13 protein-coding genes are annotated in these 16,612 nt (G+C 67.7%); 7 read left to right on the top strand and 6 right to left on the bottom strand.

Going from position 1 to position 16,612, the window contains the following annotated elements; genetic code table 11:
• Positions 1-103 precede the first annotated feature (103 nt).
• The 4 genes from JQX13_RS18745 to JQX13_RS18730 form a co-directional block, all read right to left on the bottom strand.
• Entirely contained in the window at positions 104-4,615 is a 4,512-nt protein-coding gene (locus JQX13_RS18745; protein WP_203410340.1) for a myxosortase-dependent M36 family metallopeptidase, read from the bottom strand.
• A gap of 261 nt (positions 4,616-4,876) precedes the next feature.
• Positions 4,877-5,422 carry a DUF2062 domain-containing protein gene (locus JQX13_RS18740; RefSeq protein ID WP_203410339.1) on the bottom strand — a complete coding sequence of 182 codons (546 nt, stop codon included), beginning with the start codon at positions 5,420-5,422 and terminating at the stop codon, positions 4,877-4,879.
• Between the two features lie 117 nt (positions 5,423-5,539).
• Complete coding sequence (locus tag JQX13_RS18735) at positions 5,540-6,004, bottom strand: response regulator (protein WP_203410338.1); 465 nt, start codon at positions 6,002-6,004, stop codon at positions 5,540-5,542.
• A gap of 84 nt (positions 6,005-6,088) precedes the next feature.
• Positions 6,089-7,294 (bottom strand): metallophosphoesterase, encoded by a 1,206-nt coding sequence (locus JQX13_RS18730; RefSeq protein WP_430384180.1) that lies wholly within the window; start codon positions 7,292-7,294, stop codon positions 6,089-6,091.
• A 201-nt stretch (positions 7,295-7,495) separates the two neighbouring features.
• On the opposite strand from JQX13_RS18730, the gene JQX13_RS18725 reads away from it, so the two are divergent.
• Positions 7,496-8,047, top strand: coding sequence for a hypothetical protein (locus tag JQX13_RS18725; RefSeq protein ID WP_203410337.1), 552 nt, complete (start codon positions 7,496-7,498; stop codon positions 8,045-8,047).
• Positions 8,048-8,076: 29 nt separating this feature from the next.
• Positions 8,077-9,087 (top strand): calcium/sodium antiporter, encoded by a 1,011-nt coding sequence (locus tag JQX13_RS18720; RefSeq protein WP_203410336.1) that lies wholly within the window; start codon positions 8,077-8,079, stop codon positions 9,085-9,087.
• Between the two features lie 758 nt (positions 9,088-9,845).
• Here the strand turns inward: JQX13_RS18720 and JQX13_RS18715 are convergent.
• Together JQX13_RS18715 and JQX13_RS18710 are read right to left on the bottom strand one after the other, a co-directional pair.
• On the bottom strand, positions 9,846-10,112 hold the full coding sequence (locus JQX13_RS18715; RefSeq protein WP_203410335.1) for a hypothetical protein: 267 nt from the start codon (positions 10,110-10,112) through the stop codon (positions 9,846-9,848).
• 35 nt (positions 10,113-10,147) lie between these two features.
• Positions 10,148-10,768: a cache domain-containing protein gene (locus JQX13_RS18710; RefSeq protein WP_203410334.1), complete on the bottom strand. Its 621-nt coding sequence runs from the start codon at positions 10,766-10,768 to the stop codon at positions 10,148-10,150.
• Positions 10,769-11,119: 351 nt separating this feature from the next.
• On the opposite strand from JQX13_RS18710, the gene JQX13_RS18705 reads away from it, so the two are divergent.
• The 5 genes from JQX13_RS18705 (at position 11,120) to JQX13_RS18685 (ending at position 16,593) form a co-directional block, all read left to right on the top strand.
• On the top strand, positions 11,120-11,800 hold the full coding sequence (locus JQX13_RS18705; protein ID WP_239014858.1) for a TetR/AcrR family transcriptional regulator: 681 nt from the start codon (positions 11,120-11,122) through the stop codon (positions 11,798-11,800).
• Between the two features lie 53 nt (positions 11,801-11,853).
• Positions 11,854-13,668, top strand: a complete 1,815-nt coding sequence (locus tag JQX13_RS18700; RefSeq protein ID WP_203410333.1) for a flavin-containing monooxygenase — start codon at positions 11,854-11,856, stop codon at positions 13,666-13,668.
• Positions 13,669-13,714: 46 nt separating this feature from the next.
• Positions 13,715-14,407, top strand: a complete 693-nt coding sequence (locus tag JQX13_RS18695; RefSeq protein WP_203410332.1) for a Coq4 family protein — start codon at positions 13,715-13,717, stop codon at positions 14,405-14,407.
• 172 nt (positions 14,408-14,579) lie between these two features.
• Positions 14,580-15,224 carry a TetR/AcrR family transcriptional regulator gene (locus JQX13_RS18690; protein ID WP_203410331.1) on the top strand — a complete coding sequence of 215 codons (645 nt, stop codon included), beginning with the start codon at positions 14,580-14,582 and terminating at the stop codon, positions 15,222-15,224.
• Positions 15,225-15,348: 124 nt separating this feature from the next.
• Positions 15,349-16,593 carry an NAD(P)/FAD-dependent oxidoreductase gene (locus tag JQX13_RS18685; RefSeq protein WP_203412084.1) on the top strand — a complete coding sequence of 415 codons (1,245 nt, stop codon included), beginning with the start codon at positions 15,349-15,351 and terminating at the stop codon, positions 16,591-16,593.
• Positions 16,594-16,612: the final 19 nt, after the last annotated feature.

The raw sequence follows: 16,612 nt of genomic DNA, 5'->3' as shown, positions 1-16,612 counted from the left end.
GGAGCACGACACATCGGGTTCGCACCGCTCAGCCTGGAATCCTAAAGCCCGGGCCGCGCGGCGCCCTCCCCCTCCCGGATGGAAGGAGGAGGGCTTCCACGTCTCAGTTCATCCGGCGACGACGGTTCAGCAGACCCATGAGCGCCAGGCCGAGCAGACCGGCCGGGGCACCACCACCGGTGGCGGAGCAGCCACCGTGGTCATGGTCATCATCGTCATCCCCGCCGCCGTTGCCGGTGTCGGGCTTGGCCGTGGCCTCCACGGTGGCGCTGTTCGTGGCGCCGTGGGCATCCGTCACGGTGAGACGGAAGGTGTATGTGGCCTCCTCGGTCACGTCCACGCTCAGCACCGCCTGGTTGGCATCGCCGAGCTGCAGGGCCGGGCCACCCGTCTGCTCCCACTTGTAGGTGAGCGCCTCGCCCTCGGGATCGCTGGAGCCCGAGCCATCGAGCGTCAGCGAGGTCTGCTTACCGGAGAGGATGACGCGGGCATTGGCCACCGGCGCCTGGTTCTCGACAGGGTCGGCGGGCGTGACGGTGACATCCACCAGGTCGCTGGTGGTCACCGAGCCGTCGCTCACCAGCAGCACGAAGGTGAGCGTCTCACCGGAGGCCGTCTGGGGCGCGGTGAAGGTGGCCTGCAGCGTGTTGGCACCGGACAGAGCCACCGGAGTGCCGGACACCTGCACCCAGTAGGCGCTGAGGGTGTCCCCATCCGTGTCGCTCGCCGAGCCGCTCAGCGTGAAGCTCTCGCCCGACTTCACGGCACCGTCCAGACCCGCGTTCACGGTGGGCGCGTGGTTGACGTTCTTCACGTGCACGGTCACGGTGTCGCTGGCCGTGGTGCTGCCATCGCTGACGGTCAGCTTCAGCACCACGTCGCTGTCGCTGGTCACCGTGGGAGCGGTGAAGGACGGCTCGAGCGTGTCGGCGCCGGACAGGGTCACCGCCGGGCCGGACACCTGCGTCCAGCTGTAGCTCAGGCTGTCACCATCCACGTCGGACGCGCTGCCGGTCAGGGTCACCGTCGAGCGCTCCGCCACCGTCACGCCCGCGCCGGCGTTGGCCACGGGGGGACGGTTCGAGCACACGTTGTTCTCCTCGACGATGCTCGTGAACGGAGTGTTGGTGATGCCGGAGAAGGACAGGTTGTCCAGCACCCAGCCCGTGAACGCGGCGGAGTTGTCCGAGCCGATGCGGAAGCGGAGCAGCACCGTCTTGCCCGCGTAGGCCGAGCCCAGGTTCAGCGTCGTGTTCGTGAACGTGGGGAAGTCCGCGGTGGTGCCCACGAAGGCCTTCCGGCCCTGCAGCGGGTTCTGGTTCTCGGCGTACGTGATGAGCGTGCCGGTGTACGCCGGGCCGCCGATGTCCACCCACGTCGCGCCATTGTCCTCGGACAGCTCGATGACGGCGCCGTCGTAGAAACCGCTGCTGTCGAACTCGAAGTCATAGGCATGATCGAAGGAGACGACGAGCGGCTTGTCGGTGCTCACCTCGAGCGGCGGGGTGATGAGGCGGATGTCGCTCCCCGCGCCGATGTTCGGGCCGTAGAAGGCCCGGTTGAGGTCGGAGAACTCGACGATACCGAACTCGCCCTCGGACAGGGTGTCGTCGAACTCGGTGCGCCACGGCAGCTGGCTGGCCTCCACGTTCTCCGTGGCGCTGGTGGCGAGAGCCTCGTCGTAGTTCGCCTTGATGGTCAGCGAGTCGGTCTTGTCACCCGGCTGCGCCTGGTGCTCGTCACGGAAGGCGAAGTCGAAGTTGACGAGCGCACCCGTTCCCGCGTTGTGGAGCGACACGGGCACGGACACCTCGCCCGCGCCGCCCACGGGAATCTCCGGGAAGGTCGCGGTGCCACCATTGCCCACCGTCACGCCGCGCGTGCTGGAGAACACGGTGACGCTGGTGTTCCTGGCCACCGTCGAGCCCGAGTTGCGCACGGTGATGATCAGCCGGCCCGTCTCACCGTTGTCCAGGATACCGTCCTTGTCGCAGGAGCCGGTCGCGAGGTCATCGGCGAAGGTGGCGGAGACGAACTCCACGTTCACCCCCAGGTCGAAGCTCTCCACCACGCCCAGGTGGTTGGTGGAGTACTTGTCCGGAGCCACCGCGCCCACGCCCGCACCACGCCTGGCGAAGGCCGCCCAGAGGCGCTCGCCATCGGCCGGGTCGTTGGCGAAGGCCGCCGCGAGCACCGCGTCACGCGCCTCCAGGAAGGTGGGCGCCGCGGGCGTCATCTTGTACCCGTTGACCAGGTAGCTCTTCATGCGGTCCTGCGCCTCCTGGAACGGATGCGCACGCAGGAGCGACACGTAGCACTCCCACAGCATGGTGGCCCAGACCTCACCCGCGTTGTGGACCTCGGAGTTGGGCAGGCCATTGTTGGAGAGGGGCATCGTGGTCGGCAGCGCCACGCCGTCCATGATGTGGCGGAACGTCAGCGCGTTCTTGGCCATGTCCGCCGAGTAGGTCACGCGACGGATGCCGAAGAACGTGGAGTTCGCGGAGCTGCCACGCGTGGCGAACTCGGCCGCGCCGTAGGCACCGTTCCAGTCGGCGTTGGCGGGGACGTTGATGTCCTCCGGGCGCGTGATCATCAGCAGCGCGGTGAAGTCACCCCAGCCCTCGCCCATGGACCGGCCCTGGTTGTTGACCAGACCGGCCGAGTTCTGGACGAGGCGGTTGCTGATGTAGTGACCCCACTCGTGCGCCACGATGACGTTGTCCACCGTGCCGTCCAGGTTGATGGTCGGCGCGCGGAACAGCGTCACGTTGAGCCCGGCGGCGGCGCGCAGCGTGTTGCCGTCCGCGAGCGTGATGCGCAGCGTGGGGATGGTGATGCCCGCGGAGTCTCCGCCGATGCCCGCGACCGGGCCCTCCAGGTGGTCCGCGATGATGACGCCGATGGCGCCCGCCGTCTGCGCGTTCGCCACCTTGACCGTGAAGTTGCACGAGCCACGGTCCACGAGGGCGATCTTCCCGGCCACGTCCGCCGCGTTGGTGAGCGCGGTGCACGCGTCGGTGGTGGAGGCACCGGAGGCGTTGGACTCGTCCTGGGCAATCACCACGTCGCCGGTGACGTCGAAGGACTGCGGACCGAAGCCGGAGGCAACACCCACCTCGTAGTTACCCGCGACGGACGCGGGCGCGTTCGCCGTCAGGTGCGCGTCCTGCACCCCGGAGAACAGGTACATCTGCATGCGCGGGGACGCGCCGTCCGCCGGCGTGGACATGTTGGCGTTGTTGGTGCCGCTGTAGTCCTGCGCCTGCGCGCGGATGGCGTCATTGGCCAGACCGCCACGGCCGTAGTTGTCGGCCTGCGCGTTGCCAGAGGCCTCGTCGAAGCCCGCGTCGTAGTACCAGTCGTGCAGCCAGTTGTTCAGGAAGAACAAGCTGGTGGTGGCCGCGGCGATCTGATCCGCGTTGGCGTTCGGCTGGATGTCGAACAGCATGGTCCGGTCGAACACGCCCGGCGCGGTGATCGTGGGGCGCAGGTCGCCAGCGTTGTAGTTGTCCGGCGCGACGAGGTCCGCGTACGCGTCCACGTTGTTACCCCTGGTCTCCGTGGCGTCGGCCGGCAGCCAGGGATCGTTCTGGCTGAAGGGGACGTTCTGGAGGGTGACCAGGGCGGGCGGAACGAACGACGGGAGGAAGCCATCCGGCGTGCCCGTGGGGTGCGGCGTGGCGTTGGTGCCCGAGGGACCGTCGTGCGGCGTGTACGGAGGCGTCGAGTCCGCGAAGACGCGGTAGCTGAACTCCGCGTCCGCCGTCAGGTTGTTGCGCATCAGCAGCCGGCCGTCGACCGCGGACACGACGTAGGAGTAGTAGTCCGAGTCCTTGGCGTCCGGGCTGCCCGTGTTGAGCTCCACGTAGTACGCGGGCACCAGCGCGTTGGGCAGCGAGAAGAGCACCTGCTTCGCGCGGGCCGGGATGACCAGCTCCTCCGCCAGCGGGCGCGCGTAGGAGGCCAGCGAGTAGTGCACGTACTTGCCGGAGTCCAGCTTGTTCACCCGCGTGAGCAGGCTCCCATCCAGCACATGGCCGGTCAGGTCCTTGTAGGCCACGGCGATGGCCTCGGAGGCCGGCAGCTGGAAGCGCACGCGCGCGGCGGGCACCTCCGACGACACGTGCTTGGAGAGGTTGCCGGAGATGGCCACCAGCTCATTGTTCCGGTTGAGCATCAGGTGGAGGGACTGACGGAAGACCTCGATCCCCGCCGCCTCCTGCACCAGCGTGACCACCTTGACGCCCTGGCGGTTCTTGCTGACGGAGGCCACCCGCGCGCCCGCCGTCTCGAAGGAGCTCAGTCCGTAGAGGGGAGCATGATCCGCCAGCTGCGCCAGCGCGGCCTTCTCCGGGGCCATCTTCGAGAACTGCGCGCTCATCTTCGAGGGGGCGCCGCTCTTGTTGACCCAGACGAACGTGGGCGAATCGGTCAGCGAATCGCGATGCGCGACGCGCGCACCCTTCGCGTTCACCAGCTTGAAACCCGCGGTGGCTCGACCCGCGGGCTTCGCATCCTGCAGTGCATCGTAGTTCGGCAACGTCCGAGCCGAGGCGCCGGCACCCGACAACACCAGCGCCAGCCCAGACAGCGTGGCAACCAACCTTCTCACGTGGGGATGCTCCCTGTTTCAACTGCTTGGGGGGTGGGAGCTCCTTCGAGACCTCGACGAGATGTCCCGGCCCCATTGCCGCGACACCTTGCCACTCCACTCCAGGTGGCTCCCAGATGACGAACTGTCACCTGAATGAAAGATTAGTGTCATCGTGGATGTGGGTTCAAATACGACAAACTTTTCCCGCTTGCTGAGAATGGCGGGTGTCGAGCGTCCCACCGAGGGTGGCGCACCGACGCGAGGCAGCCAGGCGGGCGACTACGCCTCGGGAGCCATCCTCAGACCGCGCGCCCTGCGGGCCCGGCGCTCCTCACGGCGCGCCTGGTGACGGGACACCATGCCGTAGGTGATGCGGTACCCCAACCACGCGGTGGGCACTCCCAGCAGCACGCCTCCGATGACGAGTCCGAGCCCCACCTCGAGCGCATCAGGACCGGAGAGCGCGCCCAGGTCGAAGCCCGCGGATTGGCTCCCGGCCCTCGGCGCGGAGAGCGGCAGGAGGCGGTGCGCGATGGGGCGGCCGACGAGGTAGCACAGCCCGTAGACGGGAGCGGCGGTGACGGGGTTGTTGATCCACACGCCCGCGGCGGCGGCGACGCGCGAGAGCTGGAAATTCGTCAGTCGGCGGAACAGCTCCGCGATGACGAGGGCCAGGGGGAGTTGGAGGCCCATGATGGGCAACAGGGCGATGAACAACCCGAGCGCCATGCCGCCAGCGATCTCCCCCGGCGCACCCGAACCGCGCAGCAACCGTACGCGAGCCCGACGCAGCTTCCTCTTCGAGGCCTTCCACCACGACGACACGGTCCACCACCACTCTTCGCAGGCCGGATTCCTCCGGGACCGGTGCCAGGATAATGCGAAGCCGGCGCGTGCGCAGGATGTCGTGAGGGATTCCAGTCACACGCCTGCCACCCACCCTCAGATGGCGTGCAGGGAACCTGGGAAGGGGCGGAAGCCGAGCGCGGCCTCCACGACGGCGCGCAGCTCCCCGGCGGCCCAGGGCGAGGCGAGCGCGAAGTGGATGATGCTGGCCTGACTGAGGGTGGCGGCTTCCTCGGGACGAAACTTGTTGGACAAAAGAATGCGTGGGCCCGGGTAGTCGCGCTCGACGAGTGTGGCGAGGAAGTCCGCCGACCCCTTCGCGTCCGCGAGGCCCAGGTCGATGAGGATGGCCGCGGGGGCCGGCTCCACGTCGAGCAGGGGCAGGGCCAGGGCGAACGTGTTGGCGGGGAGCAGCTCGAAGCCCGGGGACAGCTCGCGCCGGGCGGCGTCACGCAGCGCGGGCGAATCGGCCACGAAGAGGACGCGGATGGACGTGGAGGTGGCCCGGCTCCGGGGGCGTGCATCGCCCTGCGGCTGTCGGGAAGGGGGCTCGGAAGGCACGGGCGCAGCCTAACGCCGGGGGAGAACGGCGGGCAACGCGTCCGCGCCCCGGGAGACGGGCAGTGAACCCCGTGCGTACCCCAGCTACGCGCTCACGAGCGTCAGCTCGGTGATTTCAGGCGCGGGCCCCAGGCGCAGCGGAGGGCCCCAGTAGCCGGTGCCGCGGTTCGTGTAGACGCGCACCCCGGCGATGGTGGCCAGTCCCTGGATGACGGGCTGCTGCAGCTTCACGAAGGCCATGAAGGGGAACATCTGCCCGCCATGCGTGTGCCCGGAGAGCTGCAGGTCCACACCCAACGCCTTCGCCAACACCGCCACGCGCGGCTGGTGCGCGAGCAGCAGGCGAGGAACCCCCTCCGGAGCCCCCGCGAGCGCCACGTCCGGCCGGCACGCGTGCGATGGCTCCATCCTCCCGCCCTCCAGGTCCGTCACCCCCGCCACCGTCAGGCGCGCGCCCCCGCGCTCCACCACGCGGTGCGCGTTGAGCAGTACCGTCAATCCCAAACGCGCCACCTCGGCGGACCAGGCGGCGCCCCCGTGGTAGTACTCGTGGTTGCCCGTGACGTAGTAGACGCCCAGCGGCGCGCGCAGCTCCGCCAGGGGCGCCACCTCGTCGCGCAGCCGCGAGACGCCGCCATCCACCAGGTCCCCCGTCACCGCCACCAGGTCCGGCGCGAGCGCGTTCACCTGCTCCACCACCCGCCGCATGAACCTGCGGTCCAGCGTGGGGCCGATGTGGATGTCCGAAATCTGCACCACCTTCATGCCCGACATCCCCGCGCCCAATCCCTTCACGGGCACCGTCACCCGCTCCACGCGAGCCGGAGCCCGCGCCGTGCGGAAGGCGAACAGCATCGCCGGCACCACCAGCCCCACCACCGCCAGCGCCTTGTCCCGCGCCAGCAATGGCGCCGGGCCCACGAGCCGCCACACCCACCCCACCACGTCCGCCGCCACCGTGGCCGTCAGCAACAGCCCGAAAGCCCCCATCCAGAGCATGCCGCCCCAGTGCAGCACCTGCTCCATCCATGAGGGCCGCATCCGCGTGGACGCCATGGCCGCCGGAATGGACGCGAAACCCAGACACAGCACCGCCCAGCCGAGCCCCGCCCACGGCTGTTCGAGCCCCGGGTCCGAGATGAGCCGCACCCCGAGGTAGAAGTGCAGCGCCGCCACCAGCCCCACCATCGTCGTCAGCACCAGGAGGCCGCGCAGCAGGAGGCCCACGGGCACCCTGCCCGGGCGGAGGTCCCGCTGCTGAGCGCTCGCACCATTGGACGGAGATGACACCTCGGTTGGCTCCTTCGCCGGATGGCCCTGGCGGGCCGGGTCTGGGGGCAGTACATAACGCTCACGCCCTTCGCCCGCCTGGTAACCGGGCGGACGCCCGCCGTGCCCTCCTGCCGGCGCACGCCATCCCCGAGGCACTCTCCACGAGCGGCCGGGCAGGGGGATGGCACACGGGGACTCCTCCGTCCCTATCCTCCCCTCATGAAACGCTCATCCGCGAAGAACCTCGGTGGAGCGCTCGGGATGGCCGCCCTGCTCGCTCTCGGGACGGCGGCCGCCCAGGGTGAGAGGCAGTACCTCTACCTGCGCACTCCGAACGCCGCCATCACGGCCCGGGTGGACGGGGACAGCGTCTCCGGGCCCGACCTGCAGCTCTCCCGGGACGGGAAGACCCTGCGCGGCAGGGCCTTTGGCCGGACGGTGTTCCTCGGCCTCAACGGCGAGGAGCTGGGCGGCACCGTGGGCAGCACGCTCACCCGGTTGAGCTTCGAGGACAAGGACGGCGTCACCCATGCGCGGGGCACCTTCTACGGCCGCCTCTCGGAGCTGAGCATCAGTAAGGAGTCGCTCACCGGCACCGTGGGCCCGTGCAGCTATGACCTGACGGCCAACGAGGACGGGGTCTACGTAGGCTCACGCTCGTGTGGAGGCCGGCCGGAGCGGCCCGTGGTGCTCTCGATTCCGCCCGCGCTCGCGAAGCAGGGCCCCGCGATGACACTCGCCACGATCTCCCTCATCCTGGGCCCGCCGTAGACGCTTTGGAGGAGCTTGCTGGCGCGCGTATGGGCTTGTGGATTTCTCTGGGACTCTTCGCCGCGGGTGTCGTGCTGCTCCTGCTCGGAGGCGACCTGCTCGTGCGAGGAGCGGTGGTGCTCGCGGAGCGCGGGGGCATGCGCCCCCTCACCATCGGACTCACCATCATGGCCTTCGGCACCTCCGCGCCGGAGCTGGCCCTCAATGTCGCTGTCGCGCTCAGCGGGGATACGGCCCTGAGCTTCGGCAACATGGTGGGCTCGAGCTTGAGCAACACGGGGCTCATCCTCGGACTGTCCGCACTGCTGCGGCCCATCAAGGTGCAGTCATCCCTCATCAAGCGCGAGCTGCCCGTGATGCTCGGCACCGTGGCAGCGCTCATCACCTTCGCCCTGATCCCCGGTGGCGTCGCCGGAGGACAGCCGGGGCTGACGCGGTACGAGGGGCTGCTCCTGCTCGGGGGATTCGGCCTGGTCCTGCGCATGGTGCTGCGCTCGGCGCACCAGCCGGCCGAGGTGGGCCGTGAGTTGGCGGGAGAGGTGAGTGACGTCGTCCAGAGCGAGCCGGTGGTGTCCACGAAGCTGGCCCTGGTCATGGTGCTCGGAGGCCTGGCGCTGCTGGGCTTCGGTGGAAAGCTGGGGGAAACGGGCGCGGTGGGTGCCGCCTCCGCGTTGGGACTCTCGCAGCAGCTCATCGGGCTCACCGTGGTGTCGTTGGCCACCACGCTCCCCGAGTTGGTGACGAGCTTCATGGCCATCCGTCGGGGTCAGACAGACATGGCGCTCGGCAACATCGTCGGCTCGAACATCTTCAACACCCTGTTCATCCTGGGGCTCGTGGCGGTCCTCGCCACCGTGCCACTGCCCGCGGGAGGGCTGATGGCGCTCGCCGCGCTGCTGGGCATCACCCTCCTCCTCTTTCCCATGTCCATCAGCTTCGATTGGACCATCACCCGCCCCGAGGGCGGCGTCCTGCTCCTGCTCTACCTGTCCTTCATGGGCTTCCAACTCTGGTTGGGACTGACCCGGACCGGTTACTGACCTTCTCGGAGTCATGGATGGACAGTCCTTTGCGTGAAGGGAATATTCACCCCACATGGCAATAGCATCGACTCACCGAAGGCTCTTGGTTTCAAGTCTTGGCCTCCTCCTTTTTTCTTGTAGTGCGATTCGCGCCCCGCTTCCCGGCCCCAAGAATGTCCAGGACCCATCCCGCTTCGTGCTCGTCATCAAGGAGACACCGGGCGGTCAGGTCACCCATTCATGGGAGCCATTGAGCAGCTTCGATTTGTCCAGGTATCCCTACCGAGCAAGCGGTGGCTCCGTGGAAGGCCCCATCGTCCGCGCAGCATGGACTCGCGACTGCGAGGAAGAACGTGATGGCTGCGAGAAAATGTGCATCAAGTCTCTCAGAGGCCGGAGTTGGAGCCATGCGAAGCTCGCGACGGTGAAACCATGACGTCCTCCTCGCTTCTCTCAGATGCACAAGAGGTGATTGGGAAGCTCTGGAGTGAGGAGCGGTCTCCTGAGCAGGAGCGGATTCTGGAGTTGGCGCGAGATGCTCTCTTCTTCGTTTGGGTTACCGGTCAACGGTATCGCTTCGAAGACTTCCGCAAGACCCTCGAGTCTGGCGTGTCCCCTTCCACTGGACCGTCTCGAGATGGCCTCGTGAGTCTCGAGGAACGCATGGACAGAACGGCGGGTTTCTTCACGAGGCTTCGCGACGAAGCCGAATCCGCCGAAGAGAAGAAGCTGATCCAGGTCATTCTCGATACGCTCCGCTTCATCTCCTCGACGGGTCAGCTCAGCACCTTCGGTGAGTATCTCGAGCCTCCTTCGATACGAGGGAGGAGGCGGAATCCTGGCTCGGAAATCACCCCAGTCCGCCCGATTTCGCCCACGTGCTGATCGCGAACGACGACGGCATCGACCATGCCTTCGAGGATGGCCTGGAGTTCCGCCGAGCGCTGCCGCACCTGCGCGAGCAGCAGCTGCCGCTCCTCCTCCTGACGCTGACGCTCGGCGAGCGTGCGCAGCAGGGAGCGGGTCCGTTCCGAGCGGGCCATGGCCAGACCACTCGCCCCCAGCCCGCCCCAAAGCATCACGCACAGGGCCACCACAAACCCCCGCTGTCGGCGCACGGCCTCGAAGAGCACATCTTCGTCCGTCGAAGCGAAGACCCTCCAACCCACACCTGGGGGATGCCCACCTCGGTGAGGAGCCGTCCCTGGTCCAATCCCTGTTCATGTTCCCACGCCCGCAGATCCTCGAGGGTGAGCTCGCACAGACACCGCACGGGTCTGCCCCGCGCTCGTGCCCAGGCGAGCAGCTGCTCCTCCCGCGGGTGGGCGAGGAGCGCGCCAGCGGGGCTTGCGACGTAGAGGATCTCCGAGGGAGAGCGGTTGGCCTGGCGGACCATGTCCGAGATCTGGGGGAGGAAGAGGTCCACGCTCGCCACCCCGCGCAGCCGGCCCTGGTCGTCGAAGATGGCCCTCGAGAGCGTCTCGTACGCCTGGTCCCCTTCGACGTAGGGCTCGGAGAGGACGGTGCGGCCCCCGCTCGCACGCGCCTGTTGGTACCAGGATTGCCGGAAGTAGTCGTAGGCGGGCGTGGACCACTCATAGGTGAGGATCGGAGGACCTCCACGTCTCGCCACATCCCGGTGGACGTAGGGCCCCAGGTAGCGCGCCCCTGGCACGAGCTGACCGGGCTCGAACCACACCCCGAGCCCGTAATCGTGAGCAGCACCCCCACCGCCACCGTCAGCAACAGGGCGAGCGAGAGCGGCCGGCGCGCGGTTGCCTTCTCGCGGCTCGAGGACGAGCGGTCGTGGATGCGAAACAGGTCGATGATCTCCTCCTGTCCCCAACACTTGCACCCCAACGCCTGATGCATGGACGTACCTCCCAGCCGCCGAGGCTGCGCTCGAACCGCTCGGCCGGTTACCCGGCATCCGACCCATTCCCACTTCGCGTGGATTTCGGATTCAAGCGAATTAAGTCAGTTGACTGCTTGAGTCGATCGACTTAGAACTTGTCGCGTGGGCTCGAGGACGCGCCACTTTGCGGAGGTCATGATGAATACCGACGACAGCAAGCAGGCGCGGCTGGTGAACCCGAGCAAATCCGATCGGGGCAGCGAGACCCGCGAGCTGATCCTCGTCACCGCCGAGCGGCTCTTCGCCGAGCACGGCGTGGAGGCTGTCTCCAATCGTCAGGTGAGCGAGGCGGCGGGCCAGTCGAACAACTTCGCTGTCGGCTATCACTTCGGCTCCAAGGAGGACCTCGTGGTGGCCATCGCGCGTCGGCACTCCGAGTCGGTGGAACGGCGGCGCACCGAGATGCTCGCGGAGCTCACCGGCTCGCCCGACCTGCGCGACTGGGTGTCCTGCCTCGTGAGGCCAGCCACCGAGCACCTCGCCTCATTGGGTATCCCCTCCTGGTACGCGCGGTTCATCGCCCAGGTGACCACCCATCCCGCCCTGCGGGAGCGCGTGTTCAACGAGTCATACACCTCGCGGTCGCTGCAGCAGGCCCACGAGAGCATGTTCCGGCTGATCCCTCGCCTCCCAGAGGCAATACGGCAGGAGCGCAACGAAATGGGCCGGTTGCTGGTCGTGCACATGTGCGCCGAGCGGGAACGCGCGCTGCACGAAGGCACGGCTTCGCCCCATTCGACCTGGGAGTCCACCGCGGCCGGACTCGTCGACGCGCTCGTCGGCTTGTGGCTGGCCCCCGTTACCGCCCGGCGGTGACACGACCGAGCCGTCCAGGCCTCGGAACCAACCGAAGTGAAGGAGTAATGAGCATGGATGCGACGAACAAGGGCGCGACCTCCTTTTCTCCGGAGGCGCTGAAGGAGAAGTACAGGCTCGAGCGCGAGAAGCGGCTGCGTCCCGACGGCAACACCCAATACATCAGCCTCAACGGCGTCTACGCGGACTTCGACAGGGATCCCTACGTCGAGCCCGGCTTCACCCGTCCGGCGGTGACCGAGACGCTCGACGTCGTGATTGTTGGCGGTGGCTTTGGCGGCATGTTGTCGGCGGCGAGGCTACGCCAGGCGGGGGTCGACGCCTTCCGCATCATCGAGAAGGGCGGCGACTTCGGCGGCACCTGGTACTGGAACCGCTATCCGGGCGCCGCCTGTGACGTGGAATCCTATATCTACATGCCGCTGCTCGAGGAGACCGGCTACATCCCCACGGAGAAGTACGCCAAGGCGACGGAAATCTTCGCCCACTGCCAGCGGATCGGCCGGCATTTCGACCTCTACAAGGCGGCGCTGTTCCAGACCCAGGTCGAGCGGATGGATTGGGACGAGAACGTCCGGCGCTGGGTCGTCACGACCAACCGGGGCGACAAGATCGTGGCGCGGTTCGTCGTCATCGCCGGTGGCATCATGAACAGGGCGAAGCTGCCCGGCATCCCGGGCATCGAGACCTTCAAGGGCCACAGCTTCCACACCAGCCGGTGGGACTATGCCTATACCGGCGGCGGCCCCACGGGCGGAATGACCCGGCTGGCCGACAAGCGCGTGGGCATCATCGGCACGGGCGCGACCGCGGTCCAGGTCATCCCCCACCTCGGAGCCTCGGCCAAACAGTTGTATGTCTTCCAGCGCACGCCCTCCGGTGTCGGCGTTCGCAACAACCAGCCGACCGACCCGGAATGGGTGAAGACACTCGAGCCCGGCTGGCAGCAGGAGCGCATCCACAACTTCTCCGCGATCGTCTCCGGCCGCCAGATGGACGTCGACATGGTGGGGGATGGTTGGACCTATATCTTCCAGGACACCGAGAGCTGCCGCGCGAAGACTCGCGAGGAGGCGGCCGAGCTCCGCCAGCTGGCCGACTTCCGCAAGATGGAGGAGATCCGCGCGCGGGTGGCCGCCATCGTCAAGGACCCGGCGACGGCCGAGGCGCTCAAGCCCTACTACAACCAGATGTGCAAGCGCCCCTGCTTCCACGACGAATACCTGGACACGTTCAACCGCCCCAACGTCAAGCTCGTGGATACCGATGGCAAGGGCGTGGAGCGGATCACGCCCACCGGCGTGGTGGTGAAGGGCAACGAGTACGAGGTCGACTGCCTGATCTACGCCTCGGGCTTCGATGTCTCGGGCGATTTTACCCGCCGGCTGGAGTTCGACATCCGCGGGCGCGGCGGAAAGACACTGCGCGAGAGCTGGGCTCAGGGCCCGGCGACACTCCACGGCATGACGAGCCGCGGCCATCCCAACCTCCTGATGCTCAGCGGCACCCAGAGCGGTTGGGCGATCAACTTCGCTTCCATCCTCGACGAGCAGTCGCAACACGCCGCCTACATCATCGAGCGTTGCCTGAAGCGTGGCATCGAGACGGCCGAACCGACGGAGCAGGCGCAGCAACAGTGGTGGGAGGTGATCCTCGGCAACCTCTCGAAGAACGCCACCTTCGGCGGTGTCGAATGCACGCCCGGCTACTTCAACAACGAGGGAGTCAGGGGCGGCCCGAACGATATTCGCTATGCCTCTTTCGGAGGCGGCACGCTCGAGTTCATCGAGCTCCTGCGCAATTGGCGCAAGGGTGACGATCTCGCGGGCCTGGAAGTCACTCGGGGTGGGACGTCTCCCAACCCCTGATTCATTTCAATCCCCAAACCCTCCCCCTTTCCGACAACACCTCCCCATGCTCGACCCAAAGACCCTGACCCTGCCCGAGAACGCCTCCCTGTTCACGCGCCTGCGCATCGCGACCCAGATCCTGAAAGTGATCAAGGGCAACGAGGGGAATCCCGTCTATGGCCAGACTCTCAACGCCTGCCTGGACTACGACGTCTACGAATCGCTCCTCCAGAAACTCCAGCGCAGCGAGGATTGGCGCCGCATGCTGTCCGAGCGCCCGTCCCTGGAGGCCAAGGACCTGGATCTGGCCGCGCTCGAGCGCCTGCCCGAGGGAACGCTCGGCCATGCGTACGCGCGCTACTACCGCGACAACAAGATCTCCCCCTTCGAGACGACGCTCGAGCTCAAGAACGACATCGACTTCCTCGCCAAGCGCTACCGCGAGACGCATGACGTGCTGCACCTGGTGACGGGCTACGGCACGGACGTGATGGGCGAGATAGAGCTGCAGGCGTACGTCCAGGGCAACCTCGGTATCTGGACCGCGGCGCTCATCGTGCTGGTCGGCACGCTCGGACAACTCAAGGGCCGGCAATCCGGCGTCGATACGTCCGTGTACCTGCGGCGGATCAGGGCCGCGCACCGCCGTGGCCGCGCATCCCCGCTGTTCCTCGACTTCTGGTTCGAGCGCCACTGGGAGACCCCCGTGGCCCAGGTGCGCGCGCGGCTGTGTGCCCCCTCGGAGCCGATGAACTGACGGAGCACATGGCGGCGGAGAGACCGCTCCCCTCCTCAGCCGGAACATGGACGTCGATTGACTTTCTCAGTCACCCGACTTAGTTGTTCTCGTATGGGCTCGAAGACGGGCCACCCCCCCCGGAGGTCGTGATGAGTGCCGACGACAGCGAGCAGGCCCTGGCGGTGCTCTCGTGAGCCCGGTCAAATCAGACCGGGGCAGCGAGACCCGCGAGCTGATCCTCGTCACCGCCGAGCGGCTCTTCGCCGAGCATGGGGTAGAGGCCGTGTCCAACCGCCAGGTCAGCGAGGCGGCGGGCCAGTCGAACAACTTCGCCGTCGGCTACCACTTCGGCTCCAAGGAGGACCTCGTGGTGGCCATCGTGCGCCGGCACTCCGAATCGGTGGAACGGCGGCGGACCGAGCTGCTCGCGGAGATCGCCGGCTCGCCCGACCTGCGTGACTGGATGTCCTGCCTCGTGCGGCCGACCACCGAGCATCTCGCCTCGTTGGGCAGCCCCTCCTGGTACGCGCGGTTCATCGCCCAGGTGACGACCCATCCCGCCTTGCGAGAGCGCGTGAGCAAGGAGGTGGGCTCCTCGCGGGCGCTGCAGCAGCTCATCGAGGGCGTATTCCAACTGGTCCCACGCCTCCCGGAGGACGTGCGGCAGGATCGTGGAAACATGAGCCGGTTGCTGATCGCGCACATGTGCGCGGAGCGGGAACGTGCGCTGCACGAGGGCACGGCTCCACCCCACTCGACGTGGGAGTCCACCGCGGCCGGACTGGTCGACGCGCTCGTCGGCTTGTGGCTGGCCCCCGTCTCCGCCCGGCGGTGACCTCGAGCCGTCGAGAAGTCGGAAACGACCGGCCCCTGCTTCGTGGGGAAGTCGGCTGTGGTCGTATTGCCGTGACGTAGGCGAGGTTTCGAGCCGGGTGCACGGAGAAAGGAACGTCGTGGCAATGGAAGAGCGCATCATCATCGTGGGAGCCGGCCAGGCCGGTGGCGAGCTGGCCTCCAGCTTGCGAAAGCAGGGCTACAAGGGACGCGTCCTCCTGCTGGGAGACGAGGCGCATCCGCCCTACCAGCGGCCTCCGCTCTCGAAGGGGTTCCTGCAGGGAAAGCTGTCGCTGACGGAGCTCTACCTCAAGCCGCTGGCGACCTATGAGCGCTTCGACATCGAGCTCAAGACCGGCACGCGCGTCGAGGCCATCGACCGCGCCACGAAGGAAGTCTCCCTGGGAGATGGGAGCCGGCTGGCCTACGACAAGCTCGTCCTGGCCACGGGAGGCCGGGCACGTCCCTTGAATCTCCCCGGGCTGGAGGATGCGCGGCTCGAGAACCTGTTCTCCGTGCGCTCCATCTCCGACGTCGAGGCGATGCGCGGGAGGTTCGTCCCAGGCAACCGGCTGGTCATCATCGGTGGCGGCTACGTGGGGCTCGAGGTCGCGGCCGTGGCGGTGCAGCTCGGGCTGCATGTGACGCTGCTGGAGGCGGCGCCTCGCCTGCTCTCCCGGGTGACGGGTCCGGAGGTGTCCTCGTTCATCGAGCGGTTCCACCGCGAGCGGGGCGTGGAGTTCCGGCTCTCGTGCGAGGTGCGGGGCCTGGAGCTCGACGAGGCGCGGCGCCAGGTGCGCGGGGTGAGCCTCGCGTGTCAAGGCGCGCCAGAGCGGCTCGAGGCGGACCTGGTGCTGGTGGGAATCGGCCTCATCCCCAACACGGAGCTGGCCTCCGCGGCGGGCCTGGCCGTCGACAATGGCATCGTCGTGGACGAGTACGCCTGCACGGCTGATCCGAACATCCTCGCCATCGGGGACTGCGCGAACCAACCCAGCGCCTACACGGGCGGACGCATCCGGCTCGAGTCCGTGCCCAATGCCGTCGAGCACGCGCGCGTCGCGGCGGCCACCCTGGTGGGCAAGATGGAACCCTACGCCGCCATTCCCTGGTTCTGGTCGGACCAATATGGCGTGAAGCTGCAGATGGTGGGGCTCTCCACCGGCTACGAGCAATGCGTCACGCGGGGCTCCGTCGACGGCAAGGAGTTCTCCGCCTTCTACCTCAAGGACAGACGGGTCATCGCCGCGGACGTCATCGGCCGCCCCGCGGAGTTCATGGCCGCCAGGCGTCTGGTCTCGAGCCGGGCGGAGGTGGACGTCACCCGCCTGGGTGACGCGGCCGTCCCGCTCAACAGCATCGCCGCTTGAAGACAGTTCAACCCCCGGA

It is taken from the genome of Archangium violaceum, assembly GCF_016859125.1.
Taxonomy (GTDB): domain Bacteria; phylum Myxococcota; class Myxococcia; order Myxococcales; family Myxococcaceae; genus Archangium; species Archangium violaceum_A.
Note: the sequence above shows the minus strand (reverse complement) of the source record. Positions and strands in the feature narration are given on the sequence as shown.

Coding starts and splice junctions, on each gene's coding strand:
- JQX13_RS18685 (WP_203412084.1), top strand. CDS start 15,349: ATGGAAGAGCGCATCATCATCGTGGGAGCCGGCCAGGCCGGTGGCGAG.
- JQX13_RS18700 (WP_203410333.1), top strand. CDS start 11,854: ATGGATGCGACGAACAAGGGCGCGACCTCCTTTTCTCCGGAGGCGCTG.
- JQX13_RS18695 (WP_203410332.1), top strand. CDS start 13,715: ATGCTCGACCCAAAGACCCTGACCCTGCCCGAGAACGCCTCCCTGTTC.
- JQX13_RS18705 (WP_239014858.1), top strand. CDS start 11,120: ATGATGAATACCGACGACAGCAAGCAGGCGCGGCTGGTGAACCCGAGC.
- JQX13_RS18720 (WP_203410336.1), top strand. CDS start 8,077: ATGGGCTTGTGGATTTCTCTGGGACTCTTCGCCGCGGGTGTCGTGCTG.
- JQX13_RS18725 (WP_203410337.1), top strand. CDS start 7,496: ATGAAACGCTCATCCGCGAAGAACCTCGGTGGAGCGCTCGGGATGGCC.
- JQX13_RS18715 (WP_203410335.1), bottom strand. CDS start 10,112: ATGGCCCGCTCGGAACGGACCCGCTCCCTGCTGCGCACGCTCGCCGAG.